The sequence below is a fragment of the Haladaptatus litoreus genome (assembly GCF_900156425.1).
Taxonomy (GTDB): domain Archaea; phylum Halobacteriota; class Halobacteria; order Halobacteriales; family Haladaptataceae; genus Haladaptatus; species Haladaptatus litoreus.
Window position 1 is genome coordinate 307384 of sequence record NZ_FTNO01000001.1, and the last position, 14826, is coordinate 322209.

Below are 14826 nucleotides of genomic sequence, written 5' to 3' on the forward strand. Positions count from 1 at the left end.
TTACTCCAGAACCGATTCGAGGGCGTCCATCGTTCCCTCGACTCGTGATTCCTGCGCGTTGTATCCCATGTGACCCACTCGAAGCAGGTCGTCTGCCATCTCGCCCAGTCCGGTGGCGACGAGAATATCGTGGTCGTCGTGCAGTTCCCGCTGAATTTCTTTCGCTTGCCCTTCGATTTCGAACGCCGTCACGGTCGGGGAACAGAGCGATTCGGTTCCGGGGAACGGTTCCAATCCGAGTTTTTTCCCACGCGCTCGGCACAGTTCCGCCATCTCCCCGTGACGGGCGAACACCGAATCCAGTCCTTCGTCCAAAATCCGGTCGAGAGAGGCGTCAAGTGCGTACAAGTTCGAGACGAGATGGGTGTACGGCAGGAAGGAAAAATCCGGGTCGTGCCACGGTTCCAAACTGGTGTAAAAGGAATCTTGTTCCGTCTCCTCGACTTTTGCCCACGCCGAATCGCTGACCGACATCATGGTCAGGCCGGGCGGCGAACTGAAGCATTTCTGTGACCCGCCGAGGCACACGTCGATATTCTCGACCGGAACCGGGGTTCCGCCGAGCGACGACACGGCGTCAACGATGGTGAGAACATCCGCATCTTGCAGTGTCGAAAGAATTTCGTCGAAATCGTTGAGCAGTCCGGTCGGCGTCTCGCAGTGAACCATCGTCGCGGCAGCAAAATCGTTTTCCCCGACCAATTCAGCGACTTCGTCCGCATCGAACCCCTCAGTGTAGTCGATGCTGTGCGAAACCGGATTTCCGCCAGCCATCTCCACGAAGTCCGAAAAGCCGTCGCCGTAGAGGCCGTTGCCGAGACAGAGCACGTCGTCACCGGGCGCGACGAGGGAAGTTACCGCGGCCTCCAATCCCAGGATTCCTTCACCACCCAAAATGACCATTTCGTCGTCCGTTTGGTACACCCGCGCCAGTTTGTCGAGCAGAGTTTCGTAGTAGGACGCGAATTCGGGGTCAACGTCGGGATTCATCGCGGGTTGCGCCATCGCGTTTCGGACATCCTCCGGAATTGCAGTCGGCCCGGGAGTCATCGTCAGCGTTTCGTCGTTCATGCTAGAGGGTTTGCTTGAATTGGTTTTAAACTGCGTGATGGGCCGATTCAGCAGGTGGTGATGGATTCGAATCTCGGCGAGTCGTGACCGGGGGTGAATTGCGTCGGTTGAAATCACGAGTCACAAACGACGCCCTCGCTCGTCACTCACTCCTTCCAGTCGTTCGTTTCTCGCTCGCCCGAAATCCACCAGGCCCGCAGGCGGGCCGAGGGCGACTGCCCTCGGCCCCGCCAAATGAACGGTTGGAAGGCAGGTTCTGGCGGCTTTCCAGTACTCCGATTTCAGTCCAAAAATCGATCAGTCGGTCGTCGTGATTCGGACGAGCGCGCCAGACGGCGCGCTCGTCCGGCGGTGTCCCAAAGTTCAGTCCAGATACTGTCCGGCGAGCAGTTCGACTTCGTCGCGTTTCTCTTCCGGAATCGCGTCCGTCGGGGTGTTGATGGTGCCTTCCAAGGCGTGGCCACAGTCACAGTCGCGCTCTTCCGGCAGGTTCCGAATCGCGTGTTCCACGACTTGCTTGATGGCGTCCTCGTTCTCCGCGGCGTTTTCGAGCACTTCTTCCAAGGTGACTTCGCTGTCCGATTTCCACACGTCGTAGTCGGTGACGCCCGCCACCGTCGCGTAGCACATCTCGGCTTCTCGGGCGAGTTTGGCCTCCGGAATCGCCGTCATGCCGATGATTTCGAAGCCTTGGTCGCGGTAGAACTCGCTTTCCGCACGCGTCGAGTACTGCGGTCCCTCGATGCAGACGTAGGTGCCGCCGGAGTGGTGGTCTGCGTCGGTCGCCTCCGCGCTCGATTCCGAGAGGTGTTCCACCATGTGCGGGCAGTACGGGTCGGCAAAGGGCATGTGAACGACCATACCACTGCCGAAGAACGTCGGGGTTCGGTGTTTCGTCCGGTCGAAAATCTGGTCGGGAATCACGAGCGTCTGCGGCGGCAGTTCCTCGCGCAGACTTCCGACTGCGTTGCTGGCCAAAATTCGCTCCACGCCGAGTTCTTTCAGCGCGTAGATGTTCGCCCGGTACGGCGCCTCGGTGGGTGTCCGCTGGTGTTTCGGACCGTGGCGGGGCAGGAACGCGACTTCTTTCCCAGCGATTTCGCCGATGGTGACGGGCGCGCTCGGTTCGCCGAACGGCGTGGTCACTTCTTTTTCGCGGGTGTTTTCGAGTGGCAGTGCCTCGTAGATGCCGCTTCCACCGATGAAGCCAATCATAGGAGAAGATGGTTTCGGCAGTCACCTAAACGACACGGGTTCGTCTCGGATTGATTCGTGAGATGATTTCGCCGAACAGGACTTTATTTTGCTATCCACACAGGTTATGCTACGTGCCAACACGCAGTACGAGAGTTAAAGTAGTATTACTGATTCATTACGTTTCATGCCTTCTACGCGCTCTGCCAGCGGACTCACAGAAGGGTCGCTCGTCGGCCCGATGGTGAAACTCGCGTGGCCCATCGTCGTTATTCAGCTGTTACAGGTTACGTACAATATCGCCGATACGTTCTGGCTGGGTGCGCTGTCTTCCGACGCGGTCGGCGCACTCTCGCTGGCTTTTCCGCTCATCTTCTTCCTCATCTCGGTCGGAGGCGGGTTCACAATCGCCGGGAGCATCCTCGTCGCACAACACACTGGTGCGGGCGGCGACGAAGAAGCAAGCGCGGTCGCGGGCCAAACGCTTTCGTTCGTCTCCATCATGGCGGTCGGCATCGCCGTCGTTGGCTACTTCCTCGTTGACCCGATGCTTTCGCTTCTGCCCGCGGACGAGCGAACCGCTGCGGTCATCATTCCGATGGCTGCCGACTACATGCGTGTTTTCTTCCTCGGTGCGCCGTTTCTCTTCGGCTTTTTCGTCTTTTCCGCACTCATGCAGGGCTACGGCGAGACGAAACCGCCGATGCGAATCATGGCCGTTAGCGTCCTGATAAATGTGGTTCTCGACCCGATTTTCATCTTCGGATTGGGGCCGATTCCGGGGATGGAAATCGAGGGTGCAGCGATAGCGACCGTTCTCTCGCGGGGACTTGCGACGATTTTGGGACTGTACGTCATCTTCGGCACAGACACCGGGCCACAGGTGGAATTACACCACCTCAAGCCGGATTTCGACCGAATTCGCGAAATCGTCAAACTCGGTGTGCCGACCGCGGCAGAACAGTCTACGAGTTCGATGGCGATGGTCATTCTCACAGGTATGGTGGCGACGTTCCCGCCCGCCGTCGTCGCAGCCTATGGACTGGGCAATCGTCTATCCTCGCTCGTTTTCCTGCCCGCGATGGGACTGGGGCAGGCGACCAACACGATGGTCGGACAAAACCTCGGCGCGAAGCGACCCGACCGCGCTGAACGTTCGGTTCGTCTCGCTGGTGGGTTGGTCGCAGGTGTCATGTTCGTAGTGGCGCTCGTCGCCTTCTTCGTCCCGGAACCGCTCGTTTCGGTGTTCCTCTCCGCCGACGAACCGCGGGTCGCAGAAACCATCAAGCATGGGAGCGACTACCTCCGCATCATGGCTCCCATGTTCGTCTTCATGGGCGTGTTGCAGGTCATCCTCGGCGCGTTCCGCGGCGCTGGCAACACCAGAACCGCGCTGGTGTTTTCGATGCTGACGCTGTGGGTCGCCCGCGTTCCCGCGACGTACTACCTCGTCTTCGTGGAGGGATGGGGGCCGACCGGAATCTGGGTCGCCGTCGCGCTGGGCGATATCGTCGGCGCAATCGCCGCCGTCGCGTGGTTCCTCCGTGGAACGTGGAAGATGTCGGTCGTCGTGAACACGGAAACGGAACCGACGCTCGGGGATTGAACGGACGAAACGGAAAATCGGCTTTGACGGTTACTGCCCGCCGGTCGCTTTTTCCAACAGTCGCCATTCGCCGTCTTTGCGCGACAACAGACCGCGCCGAACCATCTCGGTCAGCACCTCGTCCAGTCGGTCGGGTTGCGCGATTTCCATCTGGATGCGCTCTACGTCGTGGTACTCGTTCAAGTAGTGGCGAACGTCCTCGTTCGTGAACACCTCTTGGTCTGCCCTGTCCAGCGCGCCGCTGGTCACGTCTATCATGTCCTCGATGAAGTTCCACGGGTACACTATCCACGCCCACTCTTCGAGTTTCTCGCCGACGTAGTCGGGGTCGAACTCGCTGGTCTGGAGCAGTTGGAGCGTCGCCGTTCTGACCTCTCCGGCGTCCCGGTCGGTGACGTACTCTTCGGCGTGTTTGATGGAACCGCCGGTGTCCGCGATGTCGTCGATGATGAGAACGTCCTTGCCTTCGACGCTCCCTTCCGGCATCGGGTAGCGAACTTCGGGTTCGCCCGATTTCTGGGCCGTTCCGACGTAATGTTCCATCTTGAGGCTCGTCAGGTCGTCCAGTCCGAGGAAGTCACAGATGCATCGCCCGGCGAACCACCCGCCGCGCGCGAGTGCGACGATGACATCCGGTTCGAAGTCGGAGACTTTCACCTGCTCACTCACGTCCCTGCAGAGGCCGTAGATGTAGTCCCAGTTGGTAATCGTGCATTTGAAATCGTCCGGCAGGTCGCTCATGCTACCGGAGAGTCGCGGCGCGTGCCACTTAACGGTTTACAGGTGGGTTTCGGGTTCCTGCTCGTCATCGCCGATGTGCTCCGGTTTTCAAACGAACCGTACTATCCATAATTTTATACTAATATTTAAGGGAATAGTACTTTAGAAGTCGATGCCGAACTAGCAACCATAGCCATGTCCCACACCGAAGACTACGAAGACCTGCTCGAATGCAAGAACGTCCTCGGCGTCGAGTACGACGACGAGACGAACACCCTCACGGTGTTCGTCTCGCAGAAACTCCCGGATAGCGAACTCGCCGACGAGGACAACGTGAAACTGCGCGTCTCCGACGTGAACCTCGAAGTTGAGGACGCGGGATTCGAGGAGGAGCGCGATGGATTCGACGCGCTCTCGCGCGTCGAATCCATGCCGGAGGCGCAGGCAGACCGACAGGAGCGCCACCGACCGGTCGGCGGCGGCGTCAGCGAAATCAACGCGAAGGAGTCGGCGGCCACCGCCGGACCGTACCCCGCCCGAATCACCGACACCTCGACGGCGAACTGGAGCGACGCGGTTTCCGAGGGCGACCTCGTCCGACTGAGCAACAACCACGTTTACGCACGAATCAACGACGCCGAGTTCGGCGAGCCCATCATCCAACCCTCGCCGACCGACGGCGGGAGCCTTCCGGACGACAAAACTGGCGAACTGCTGGGCTACGTTACCGTCGAAGACGGCGCGGTGGTCGATGTTGCGGCGCGGTCTATCGACCCTGAACAGGACTCCGCCGAGTACCACGAACTGGACGACTCGTGGCCGACCACCGTCCGGCGCGAGGACTACCGCTCACTGAAAGGAAAGACGGTTACGAAAACCGGGCGAACGACCGGTGTCACGCAGAGCCAAGTCAAGGCCACCAGCGCGAGCGTCCGGGTTCGGTTCGGCGACGCCGGAACGCTCACCCTCCGCGACCAGTGCATCGCGGGCGCGATGTCGGAGGGCGGCGACAGCGGGTCGCCCGTCTTCCTCGATTCGTCCGGCGAACTCGTCGGCCTGCTCTTCGCCGGGTCGTCGCGCCAGACGATTTTCAACAAAATCGGCAACGTGGAAGCCGAGTTGGGCGTCGAACTGTTGACCGACGAACCCGGCGACGGAGATGGAGGAAATGGTAACGGCGGGGACGGCGGTGGAGGAGATGGTGGCAATGGAGGCGGAGACGGCGGACGCGGTGGTGGCGATGATGGGACAGGCAATCCCGGCAATGGCGGCGATGACGGCACCGGCGGTGGTGGAGGTGGCGGGGACGATTCAGCCACCTACCGAGAGACGCTTTCCGAAACCGTCTCTGTCGCGGTCGGAACGCCGCAACTCTCGCTGGTGTCCTTCTCGATTTCGGGGTCACCCTCGCCCGGCGAACAGGTTTCGGCGACCGCGCGAGTGTCCGGCAGTGCGAAAGGAACGGCATGGTTATCCGTCGATGGCGACCGAACCACGTTTGAATTGGCCGAAGAGCATGTCCGCGGCAATCGGTATCTCCGAAACGTTCGGTTGACGTTCACTGTTCCCGACTCCGCTGGTGATGCGTTCGACGTGGACGTAGACGGTGGCTACGTTCTCAACAGCGAGTAGTTGGGGTTCGGTCTTTTTGCGGATTTTCACAGTTCGATGGTTTTTGAAGATCGTTTCGAGGAAGCGGTTGGATGGATTTTATTGGGAAGAGTTTGTTTCCGAGTCGCTAGCTGTTGCCGACTCCAAGTACCGCCTCCGCACTACAACGGGCCACTCTCTCCCCAACTGATTCCCGCCACTCGTTTCAGTCGTTCTGGTCATCCGCTGTCAGAGCAAGTTCTGACAAGCCATTCGCTCGCTTCTCTGTTGCTCACGAAGACCTCGCGCCATGGCGGTTGGTTGGTGTCGTGACTTGCAACCGACAAACCTCTACCAATCTCCCGTTCGTATCGCTGATTTCGTCTTGGCGTCCGTACGTCGTCACCAGTTCCTAACCTCATTCTCGAACCACCAAACTGTCGAACGCAGAATTAAACCCACCAGCAACCAACCACTCCGACATGCAAACAGTCAGAACCCTCCTCGTGGACGCCTTCACTGACGAACCGCTGGCCGGAAACGCGGCGGGCGTCGTCCCGAACGCGGACGACCTAACCGACGACCAGATGCAGGCCATCGCCCGTGAACTTTCTGTCAGCGAGACGGCCTTCTTTTCGGAAAGCGAGGAGGCAGACCGCAGGGTTCGGTTCTTCACCCCGTCCACGGAAATCGACCTTTGCGGCCACGCGACTATCGCATCGCACGTTCACCTGCTGGAGGACGGCGAACTGTCGCCGGGGACGCACACCCTCGAAACGGAAGTCGGCGTGCTGGACATCGAGGTGGAGGAAAACCACACGGTCTGGATGAGCCAAAACGAACCGGAAATCGAACCGGTCGAACTCGAATACGACCGAGTCGGCACTGCGCTCGGCATCGACCCGGCGGCGCTTCAGGACGTTGGCGCGGATATCCCGATGGCTGTGTCTTCGACCGGCCTGCCGTATCTCGTGATTCCAGTCAACTTCCTCGAACACCTCGGCGGCGCGGAGCCGGATATAGCGACGGTCGAGCAACTGTGCGAGGAAGTCGGCGCGGTCGGAATCTACGCCTTCTCCTTCGACGCCATCGACGCCGAATCGACGCTCCACGGGCGGATGTTTGCCCCGCTAGCCGGGATTCCGGAAGACCCGGTTACCGGAACCGCCAGCGGCGCGGTCGGTGCCTTCCTGCGCGAAACAGACGCCTTCGACGAGTTCCCCGAGGAACTGCGACTGGAACAGGGGCATTTTCTCGACCGACCCGGGTACGTTCGCGTGCGTGCGACTGAAGATAGCGTAAGGGTCGGTGGCCGGGCGACGACCGCACTCGATGGCCAGTTGGTCGTTCCCGAATCGGAGGACGATGGAATCATCGAGTGTTGACAACTTCTATCGAATCCGCCGATAGTCGTACTTGCCTCGGATGTTCTCGTGGAAGTACGACCCGTGCGACCGGGCGCTGAGCAGTTCCTGATAGACCGCCTGCGGAACGTCCGCGTACCGGTAGACGCCGCCGCTGTGAAACTCGATTTCGAGCGTTTCGTCGTCGGTATCGTAGCCGACGCTCGCCAGATTGGAGGAAGCCACGGGAGTTCGCGTCTCAACTACGCACTCTAATTTTTCGTACGGAACGTATCCAACTACACCTGTTCCCTATTTTGAGCACGATTCCGCGGTTCGTTTCCTCGAAGTCGTCGCACTCGACTTGTTCGCCGCCGTGAATGCGTGCTTTCATCATCATGGACACGACTCCGACGTTCCTCAAACTATCGGGGGTCATAACTATGCTGTAAGTTATACATTGGAAAAGAAAACTATATGAATATCCTCTGCGTCTATTAGGACGCGCCACATCGGACGGTTCCTTTCCTGTTCTCTTCGCGATACTGTTCGAGTGGTCGTGAGCACCATGACCGATAGCAATCCAACGAAGAGTGCTGAACAGTCCACGCGCTCTGCGCGTGAGGTATCCCAATTGTTCGATTCGATGAAACGACCGGAACGCCGGAGTGTACTGTTGTATCTCCACGAATCGGACAGTGAGAAAATCGACGTAGACGAACTCTGCGAACACGTCTCGAATCAGGTGGCGAAAGACGAAACGACCGTTCGACGGTTACTTTACCATTGGCACTTGCCCAAACTGGCGGATTTGGACTGTGTTCGGTACGATACGGAACGGGGTGTCGTTAGTTCGCTGCCACGCGCCGCCGAATTTCTCGACCGGTTCGGTGAATAATCGACGGCGAAATCACGGCTTCTACTGCTATTCTAAAGTATATTCGGTTCCGAGTTACTTTTCTCGGCAACTTTGGTCGGAACATTCTTTATGTGTCTGCTTGTCTCCACCCATACGCAATGGTTGTACTCTGGCTGGACGAAATCAGCGCAAACGACCTCGAACTGGTGGGTGGCAAAGGTGCGTCACTCGGTGAACTCACCGGGGCGGACCTCCCCGTCCCACCGGGATTCGTCGTGACTGCCGGAACCTACCGGGAGTTCATCGAGGAAACCGGCATCGCGGAGGAGTTGTTCGAGGCTGTAGACGTTGACACTGAAGATTCTGCGGCACTGGCGGACGCCGAGGCGCGCGCGGAAGAACTCATTCTCGGCACCGAGATTCCCGAAGAGATGCGACAGGGAATCCTCGACGCATATGACAATCTAGACGACGGCAAAGCGTTCGTCGCGGTTCGGTCTTCCGCGACGGCGGAAGACCTCCCCGACGCTTCGTTCGCGGGGCAACAGGAAACGTTCCTCAACATCACCCGCGAAGACCTCATCGAACGCGTGAAACAGTGTTGGGCGTCGCTGTTCACCCAGCGGGCGATTTACTACCGGCAGGAGAAGGGCTTCGACCACGAAATCGTGGACATCGCGGTTGTCATCCAGCGCATGGTGGACGCAGAAAAGAGCGGCGTCATGTTCACCAGCCACCCTTCGACCGGCGACAAGAAAATCATCATCGAGGCGGCGTGGGGACTCGGCGAGGCGGTCGTCTCGGGGTCGGTTTCCCCGGACAACTACGTCGTTGACCGCGCTTCCAACACGACGGAAGACATCACCATCGCCGACAAGAAGATGATGCACACGAAGGACGCGAAAACCGGCGAGACGGTCGAACGCAAGGTTCCGGACGACAAGCGGAACGCGCGTGTGCTCTCCGAAGCCGACATCAATCGCCTCGTGGAACTCGGCGAAGAGGTCGAAGACCACTACGGAACCCCGCAGGACGTGGAGTGGGCGATGGTCGGCGACGACGTGTTCATGCTCCAATCGCGGCCAATCACGACGATTAGCGACAACGGGTCTATCGAAGCCGAAGTGAACGAAGGCGTCGCCGACGGAAGCGGTGCGGTGCAGACCGAGAAAGGCGGCAGTCAGGAAGTCCTCGTGAATGGACTGGGCGCGAGTCCCGGTATTGCCAGCGGCCCGGCACAAACCGTGACGAAACTCGACCAACTGGACAAGGTGGGCGAGGGCGACATCATCGTCACGGAGATGACGACCCCGGACATGGTGCCCGCGATGAAACGCGCCGCGGGCATCATCACGGACGAAGGCGGTATGACCAGCCACGCCGCCATCGTTTCACGCGAACTCGGCGTCCCCGCAGTCGTCGGTTCCAGCAACGCGACGGACACGCTCGAAGACGGCCAAGTCATCACGTTGGACGGCGACAAGGGAACCGTCCGCGAGGGCAAACCCGAGAAAGAACAGGGACAGGAGCGCGAACCAATCGAGGACGCCCGCCCGAAGACGCCCGTCAAACCGATGACTGCGACGGAGGTCAAGGTGAACGTGTCCATTCCGGAGGCCGCAGAACGCGCCGCCGCGACCGGTGCCGACGGCGTCGGCCTGCTCCGAATGGAGCACATGATTCTCTCGACCAACAAGACGCCCGCGAAGTACATCGAAGACCACGGCGTCGATGCCTACGTCGAGGAAATCGTGGAGGGAATCCGCGGCGTTGCAGAAGAGTTCTACCCGCGTCCAGTCCGCGTTCGAACCCTCGACGCGCCGACGGACGAGTTCCGCCAACTGCAAGGTGGCGAGCACGAACCGGACGAACACAACCCGATGCTCGGCTGGCGCGGCATCCGCCGCAGTCTCGACAAGCCGGACGTGTTCCAGCACGAACTCGACGCCTTCCGCGAACTGTACGAGATGGGCTACGACAACGTCGAACTCATGCTTCCCCTCGTCAACGACGCGGAGGACGTGCTTCGCGCCCGGCGCCTCATCGCGGAATCCGGAATCGACCCCGACAAGCGCACGTGGGGTGTGATGATTGAGACGCCCGCCAGCGCGCTCCAAATAGACGATATGGCCGAGGCGGGTATCGACTTCGCCAGTTTCGGGACGAACGACCTCACCCAGTACACGCTGGCGGTTGACCGCAACAACGAGAACGTTGCCGGGCGGTTCGACGAACTCCACCCCGCCGTCCTCGAACTCATCGGGCAAACCATCGACTGCTGTCGTGACCACGACATCAACACCAGCATCTGCGGACAAGCCGGGTCGAAACCGGAGATGGTTCGCTTCCTCGTCAACCGCGGTGTCTCGTCCATCTCGGCCAACATCGACGCGGTACGCGACGTACAACACGAAGTGAAACGCGTCGAGCAGAAGTTGATGCTCGATTCGGTTCGCTAATCGGTTCTCTTTCGTTCCTCCCCTACCGTTTCGGAACGAAACTTCATACTCTACCTTTCAGTTTAAGCGCATCCGTAGCCTCTGCTATCTGGGGGAATGGGGATGCAAAACGAGACGATTAGACGTGTTTCTCGGCGTGATTTTCTGAAAACGACAGGGGCGATAGGTGGCGGGGCGATAATCGGCCAGTCCGCCAGCGCACAAAACACACCAATCTCCGTCCAGTGGGGTGCCGACGCTGATTTGGCGTCGGTGTCGGGAACGCTCCAACAGTTGCTGTGGGAGGCCGGACTTCCGCGAAACATCAGCATCGACATCATCGCGGGAACCGAGGAAACCGACATCCGCGAAGAGCAGTACACTCGGTGGCTGTCCGGGAACCTCTCGGAACCGGATATGATGCTCACTGACAGCGGGTGGACGCTGAACTTCGTCGTCCGCGACCAACTGCTCGCGCTCGATCAACATCTGTCCGAATCGGTCCGCAACCGGGTAAAAAACGGTTACTTCGAGGCGAGTGTTTCGACGGCAACTGGTCCCGACGGAAATTTGTACGCGGTGCCGCTGTATCCGGACTTCGGGATGATGCTGTATCGCAAAGATTTGGTCGAGCAGGCCGGATACGATCCGGAGGGTGAGAACTGGGCGGAAAACTCCATCACGTGGGAGAAGTTCTCCCGGGCGACGAAGGATGCGATGGAGCAATCCGGTGTTCCGTACGGATTCACGTTTCAGGCCAGTCTCTACGAGGGCCTGCCCTGCTGTGATTTCAACGAGTTCATCTCGACGTGGGGCGGGGCGTATTTCGGTGGGCGAAAGTACCTCTTCGGCCCGATTGGCGAACGACCTGTGACCATCGCAGACCCCGCCGTCGTGAACTCTATTCGGATGATTCGAACCTTCCTTCGCGGGCAGGACGACCCGTTCGCACTCGACGGCTACGCGGGGTCGATAGCCCCGACCGGCGTTCTCCAGTGGAACGAGGACACCTCCTTCGGGCCGTTCGGCGCGGGTGACGCGGTGATGCATCGAAACTGGCCCTACGCCATCAACAGCGCAGGTGCTGAAAGCGCGCTCGGGGACCGGTTGGGCGTGATGCCGATTCCGTACGCGCATACCGAAAAACAATCCACCTACGGCGTCGGCGGTTCGACCTCCGCACTCGGGGGGTGGCACATGGCCATCAACCCAAACTCCGCGAAGATAGACGCCGCGATTCAGGTACTCGAAGCCATGACCGACGACCGGATTCAGTTGATGTTATTCGAGGAAATTGGCTTGCTTCCGCCGGAGGTTTCCGTCCTCGAATCGCAGGCGGCGAAACAGATACCGATTATGGGTTCTCACGTCGAGACGCTTCGAAGAGCAGGAGAGAACGCGATGCCACGGCCGGTCACCGTCGCGTGGGCACAGGAATCGACCAAGACCGCGGAACTGGTTCATACCTCCTACTCCGGAGAGATGGCACCGGACGCGGCGATGCAGGAGCTCCAGTCACAGTTGGAGGAGATAGAACAGTACAACAGGCTGTAGCGTACAACGTTTGCAACCGAGAACGGAACCAATAAACCCGACGCGCCGAATTTTCGGGTATGCAGGTGGCCGCGCCCCAATCATTCCGCCGGGTTCTTTCTTCGATGTGTACTGAACCGCATCCGGCGGCCCGCGACGCCGCGGAACGATTTTTGGCGTCGAATCCGGGTGACCCGACGACGTATCCGACTGTGTCCGCGCTGGAAGACGAAGCGGTCGGGATACTGGGTGAGATGACTGGACTGGAAAATCCTCACGGCTACATCGCCAGCGGCGGCACCGAGGCTAACATTCAGGCGGTTCGGGCAGCGCGGAATCTCGCGGAAGCGGAGTCGGGGGCGAGAACGGACTCGCCGAACATCGTCGCACCCGAAAGCGCGCATTTCAGTTTTCAGAAGGCGGCGGACGTGCTCGGCGTCGAACTGCGACTCGCGGAAGTCGATGCGAATCGTCGAGCAGAGCCGGATGCGGTGGCCGAACTGGTCGATGACGATACCGTGTTGGTGGTCGGAATCGCAGGAACCACCGAGTACGGCCGCGTTGACCCGATTCCAACGTTGTCGGAAATCGCCCACGACGCGGGGGCACTGCTTCACGTGGACGCGGCGTGGGGTGGATTCGTGCTTCCGTTTACGGACTACGAGTGGAACTTCGACCACGCCGAAGTGGATACGATGGGTATCGACCCACACAAAATGGGGCAGGCGGCGGTTCCGGCAGGTGGATTCTTGGCGCGTGAAAAGCGCGTGTTGGACGCACTGGCCGTCGAGACGCCGTATCTCGAATCGACCTCGCAGGCGACCCTCACGGGAACTCGAAGCGGCGCAGGTGTGGCAAGTGCGTGGGCCGCGATGGACGAACTCTGGCCCGCAGGCTACCGCGAGCAGTACGAGCGCTCGCAAGCCAACGCCGAATGGATTGCCGAGCGGTTCGAGGCCTGTGGCTACGACGTTGTTGACCCCGTTCTTCCGCTGGTCGCGGCGGACGTTCCGCGGAAGACGGTCGAAGAGCTCCAATCGCTGGGTTGGCGCGTCTCACCGACTGGGTCGGGCGAACTCAGAATCGTCTGTATGCCCCACGTCACTCGGTCGATGTTGGAGTCGTTCGCGGCCGACCTCGAATCGCTGTAACTAATTCTCTTCCACTGGCGCGCCGAGCGCGTTCCGTTTGATGCTCGTGATTCCTTTTCTTGCGGCCTGTTTCGAGGAGTAGCCCTCGCCGCTATCTGCGATGATGTTTCCATTTCGGTGAACGAGTCGCCAGCGCCACTCTTCGGCGTGGTCTTCGTACAGTTCGAACGATGCCTGCGTGGGTGGCCGAAGGGCTTCCACGACCGAACCGTCCTCTTGCGTAGCCGTGACGGGCCACGATTCGGATTGTGCGGTTTCGGATGGGGTTTGTCCTGTGAGACGACCCACGACCTTCGAGACGGTCTTCCCGTAGCGTTCGAGCAGTTCGGCCGAAACGTCCTGTTCCAGCAGTGGTTCGCCGTCCCGCGTGATTGTAAACCCGTGTCCGCGGCGTTCTATGGTTCCGTTCGATTCCTCCCAATCCCCGTCGCGTCGGTACTCCACGGTGAGCGTGACCGCGGAGTAATCAGTGGTGTACTCTGCCCGAACTCGGAGGTTCGGATGGATACCGACGCGATACTCTCTGTCCGATTGCACGTTCCCCTCTTTCGTTCCGATTCCGTATGAGTCTGTTTGCCAATAGTAATTTGCGCAGACAGGTTCTCCGATGTTAAAGTTTACATCGGTCGGTTACCGACTATGTCGTGTGTTAGGGAGTATCGCTTCGTTCGCCGATTTACTATCCAGTGGTGTCGTTCTCGTGTCATTCGGTTGGTTGGAGAGTGCCGTCGAACACGCCACCGGATGGGCGGGACTCGTCATCATCGCCGTCTACTCCTTTCTCATCTCGTTTATCCTCCCGCTTCCGAGCGAGGTCGTCCTCCTCGCACCCCTCGACCTCGGACTGGGACGGGTTGGACAGCTTTCGCTCATCGTTCTGGTTAGCGGCCTCGGAAAGGCCGCGGGGAGCGTTTTCGCCTTCCACATCGGGCAGGAAGCAAAGCAGTCCGGTCCGGTCATCAAGGCGCTCCGTCGGTCGAAAATCGACATCGTGGAGTGGTCGGAGAAAAAAACCGTCGAACTCGCACGGAAATGGGGGTATCTCGGCTTGGCGATGGCCCTCTGTGTCCCGTTTTTTCCCGATACGATTTCGATTTACGCCTTCTCGATTCTGGAGGAAGATTACGCGAAGTTCGCTGCCGCATCGTTTGTCGGAAGCGTCGGGCGGTTGTTGGTGACAATCGGACTGGGTGCTGGAGTTATTGCGTTGAACATTCCGTTCTGATGTCGCATGAGTGAAGTCGTCGATTCATGACTCTTGCACGCGATTTCATACGGTACTTGGAAGGCAAGTATTCGTAGGACACGACTAACACTTGGC

The 14826-nt window shown here is 59.6% G+C and carries 13 protein-coding genes; 8 read left to right on the forward strand and 5 right to left on the reverse strand.

What is annotated here, in order from left to right:
- Together BW974_RS01640 and mtnP are read right to left on the reverse strand one after the other, a co-directional pair.
- The gene (locus BW974_RS01640; protein WP_076427400.1) at positions 1–1071 is read right to left on the reverse strand and encodes a pyridoxal-phosphate-dependent aminotransferase family protein; all 1071 of its coding nucleotides are present in this window, start codon (positions 1069–1071) and stop codon (positions 1–3) included.
- A gap of 363 nt (positions 1072–1434) precedes the next feature.
- Positions 1435–2286 (reverse strand): S-methyl-5'-thioadenosine phosphorylase, encoded by an 852-nt coding sequence (gene mtnP, locus BW974_RS01645; RefSeq protein WP_076427402.1) that lies wholly within the window; start codon positions 2284–2286, stop codon positions 1435–1437.
- Between the two features lie 166 nt (positions 2287–2452).
- Between mtnP and BW974_RS01650 the strand changes: the two genes are divergently transcribed.
- Positions 2453–3871 (forward strand): MATE family efflux transporter, encoded by a 1419-nt coding sequence (locus BW974_RS01650; protein ID WP_076427404.1) that lies wholly within the window; start codon positions 2453–2455, stop codon positions 3869–3871.
- Positions 3872–3901: 30 nt separating this feature from the next.
- On the opposite strand, the gene BW974_RS01655 is transcribed toward BW974_RS01650, so the two are convergent.
- Positions 3902–4612, reverse strand: a complete 711-nt coding sequence (locus BW974_RS01655; protein WP_076427406.1) for a phosphoribosyltransferase — start codon at positions 4610–4612, stop codon at positions 3902–3904.
- A 174-nt stretch (positions 4613–4786) separates the two neighbouring features.
- Between BW974_RS01655 and BW974_RS01660 the strand changes: the two genes are divergently transcribed.
- Entirely contained in the window at positions 4787–6223 is a 1437-nt protein-coding gene (locus BW974_RS01660) for a chymotrypsin family serine protease (protein ID WP_076427408.1), read from the forward strand.
- A gap of 440 nt (positions 6224–6663) precedes the next feature.
- A complete protein-coding gene (locus BW974_RS01665; RefSeq protein ID WP_076427410.1) occupies positions 6664–7566 on the forward strand; it encodes a PhzF family phenazine biosynthesis protein in 903 nt (300 codons plus the stop codon).
- Between the two features lie 6 nt (positions 7567–7572).
- Here the strand turns inward: BW974_RS01665 and BW974_RS26345 are convergent, their stop codons facing one another.
- Positions 7573–7770 carry a KTSC domain-containing protein gene (locus BW974_RS26345; protein ID WP_076427412.1) on the reverse strand — a complete coding sequence of 66 codons (198 nt, stop codon included), beginning with the start codon at positions 7768–7770 and terminating at the stop codon, positions 7573–7575.
- 322 nt (positions 7771–8092) lie between these two features.
- On the opposite strand from BW974_RS26345, the gene BW974_RS01675 reads away from it, so the two are divergent.
- The 4 genes from BW974_RS01675 (at position 8093) to mfnA (ending at position 13505) form a co-directional block, all read left to right on the forward strand.
- Entirely contained in the window at positions 8093–8422 is a 330-nt protein-coding gene (locus BW974_RS01675) for a DUF7344 domain-containing protein (protein ID WP_076427414.1), read from the forward strand.
- A 119-nt stretch (positions 8423–8541) separates the two neighbouring features.
- Positions 8542–10842: a pyruvate, water dikinase gene (gene ppsA / locus BW974_RS01680; RefSeq protein WP_076427416.1), complete on the forward strand. Its 2301-nt coding sequence runs from the start codon at positions 8542–8544 to the stop codon at positions 10840–10842.
- A gap of 102 nt (positions 10843–10944) precedes the next feature.
- Positions 10945–12375: an extracellular solute-binding protein gene (locus tag BW974_RS01685; protein ID WP_084186239.1), complete on the forward strand. Its 1431-nt coding sequence runs from the start codon at positions 10945–10947 to the stop codon at positions 12373–12375.
- Between the two features lie 59 nt (positions 12376–12434).
- Positions 12435–13505, forward strand: a complete 1071-nt coding sequence (gene mfnA / locus BW974_RS01690; RefSeq protein WP_076427420.1) for a tyrosine decarboxylase MfnA — start codon at positions 12435–12437, stop codon at positions 13503–13505.
- Here mfnA and BW974_RS01695 read toward each other — a convergent pair whose 3' ends face one another.
- The gene (locus tag BW974_RS01695) at positions 13506–14042 is read right to left on the reverse strand and encodes an HVO_2922 family protein (RefSeq protein WP_245799873.1); all 537 of its coding nucleotides are present in this window, start codon (positions 14040–14042) and stop codon (positions 13506–13508) included.
- A 109-nt stretch (positions 14043–14151) separates the two neighbouring features.
- Between BW974_RS01695 and BW974_RS01700 the strand changes: the two genes are divergently transcribed.
- A complete protein-coding gene (locus BW974_RS01700; protein ID WP_076427422.1) occupies positions 14152–14730 on the forward strand; it encodes a YqaA family protein in 579 nt (192 codons plus the stop codon).
- Positions 14731–14826: the final 96 nt, after the last annotated feature.

Coding starts and splice junctions, on each gene's coding strand:
- BW974_RS01640 (WP_076427400.1), bottom strand. CDS start 1,071: ATGAACGACGAAACGCTGACGATGACTCCCGGGCCGACTGCAATTCCG.
- mtnP (WP_076427402.1), bottom strand. CDS start 2,286: ATGATTGGCTTCATCGGTGGAAGCGGCATCTACGAGGCACTGCCACTC.
- BW974_RS01650 (WP_076427404.1), top strand. CDS start 2,453: ATGCCTTCTACGCGCTCTGCCAGCGGACTCACAGAAGGGTCGCTCGTC.
- BW974_RS01655 (WP_076427406.1), bottom strand. CDS start 4,612: ATGAGCGACCTGCCGGACGATTTCAAATGCACGATTACCAACTGGGAC.
- BW974_RS01660 (WP_076427408.1), top strand. CDS start 4,787: ATGTCCCACACCGAAGACTACGAAGACCTGCTCGAATGCAAGAACGTC.
- BW974_RS01665 (WP_076427410.1), top strand. CDS start 6,664: ATGCAAACAGTCAGAACCCTCCTCGTGGACGCCTTCACTGACGAACCG.
- BW974_RS01675 (WP_076427414.1), top strand. CDS start 8,093: ATGACCGATAGCAATCCAACGAAGAGTGCTGAACAGTCCACGCGCTCT.
- ppsA (WP_076427416.1), top strand. CDS start 8,542: ATGGTTGTACTCTGGCTGGACGAAATCAGCGCAAACGACCTCGAACTG.
- BW974_RS01685 (WP_084186239.1), top strand. CDS start 10,945: ATGCAAAACGAGACGATTAGACGTGTTTCTCGGCGTGATTTTCTGAAA.
- mfnA (WP_076427420.1), top strand. CDS start 12,435: ATGCAGGTGGCCGCGCCCCAATCATTCCGCCGGGTTCTTTCTTCGATG.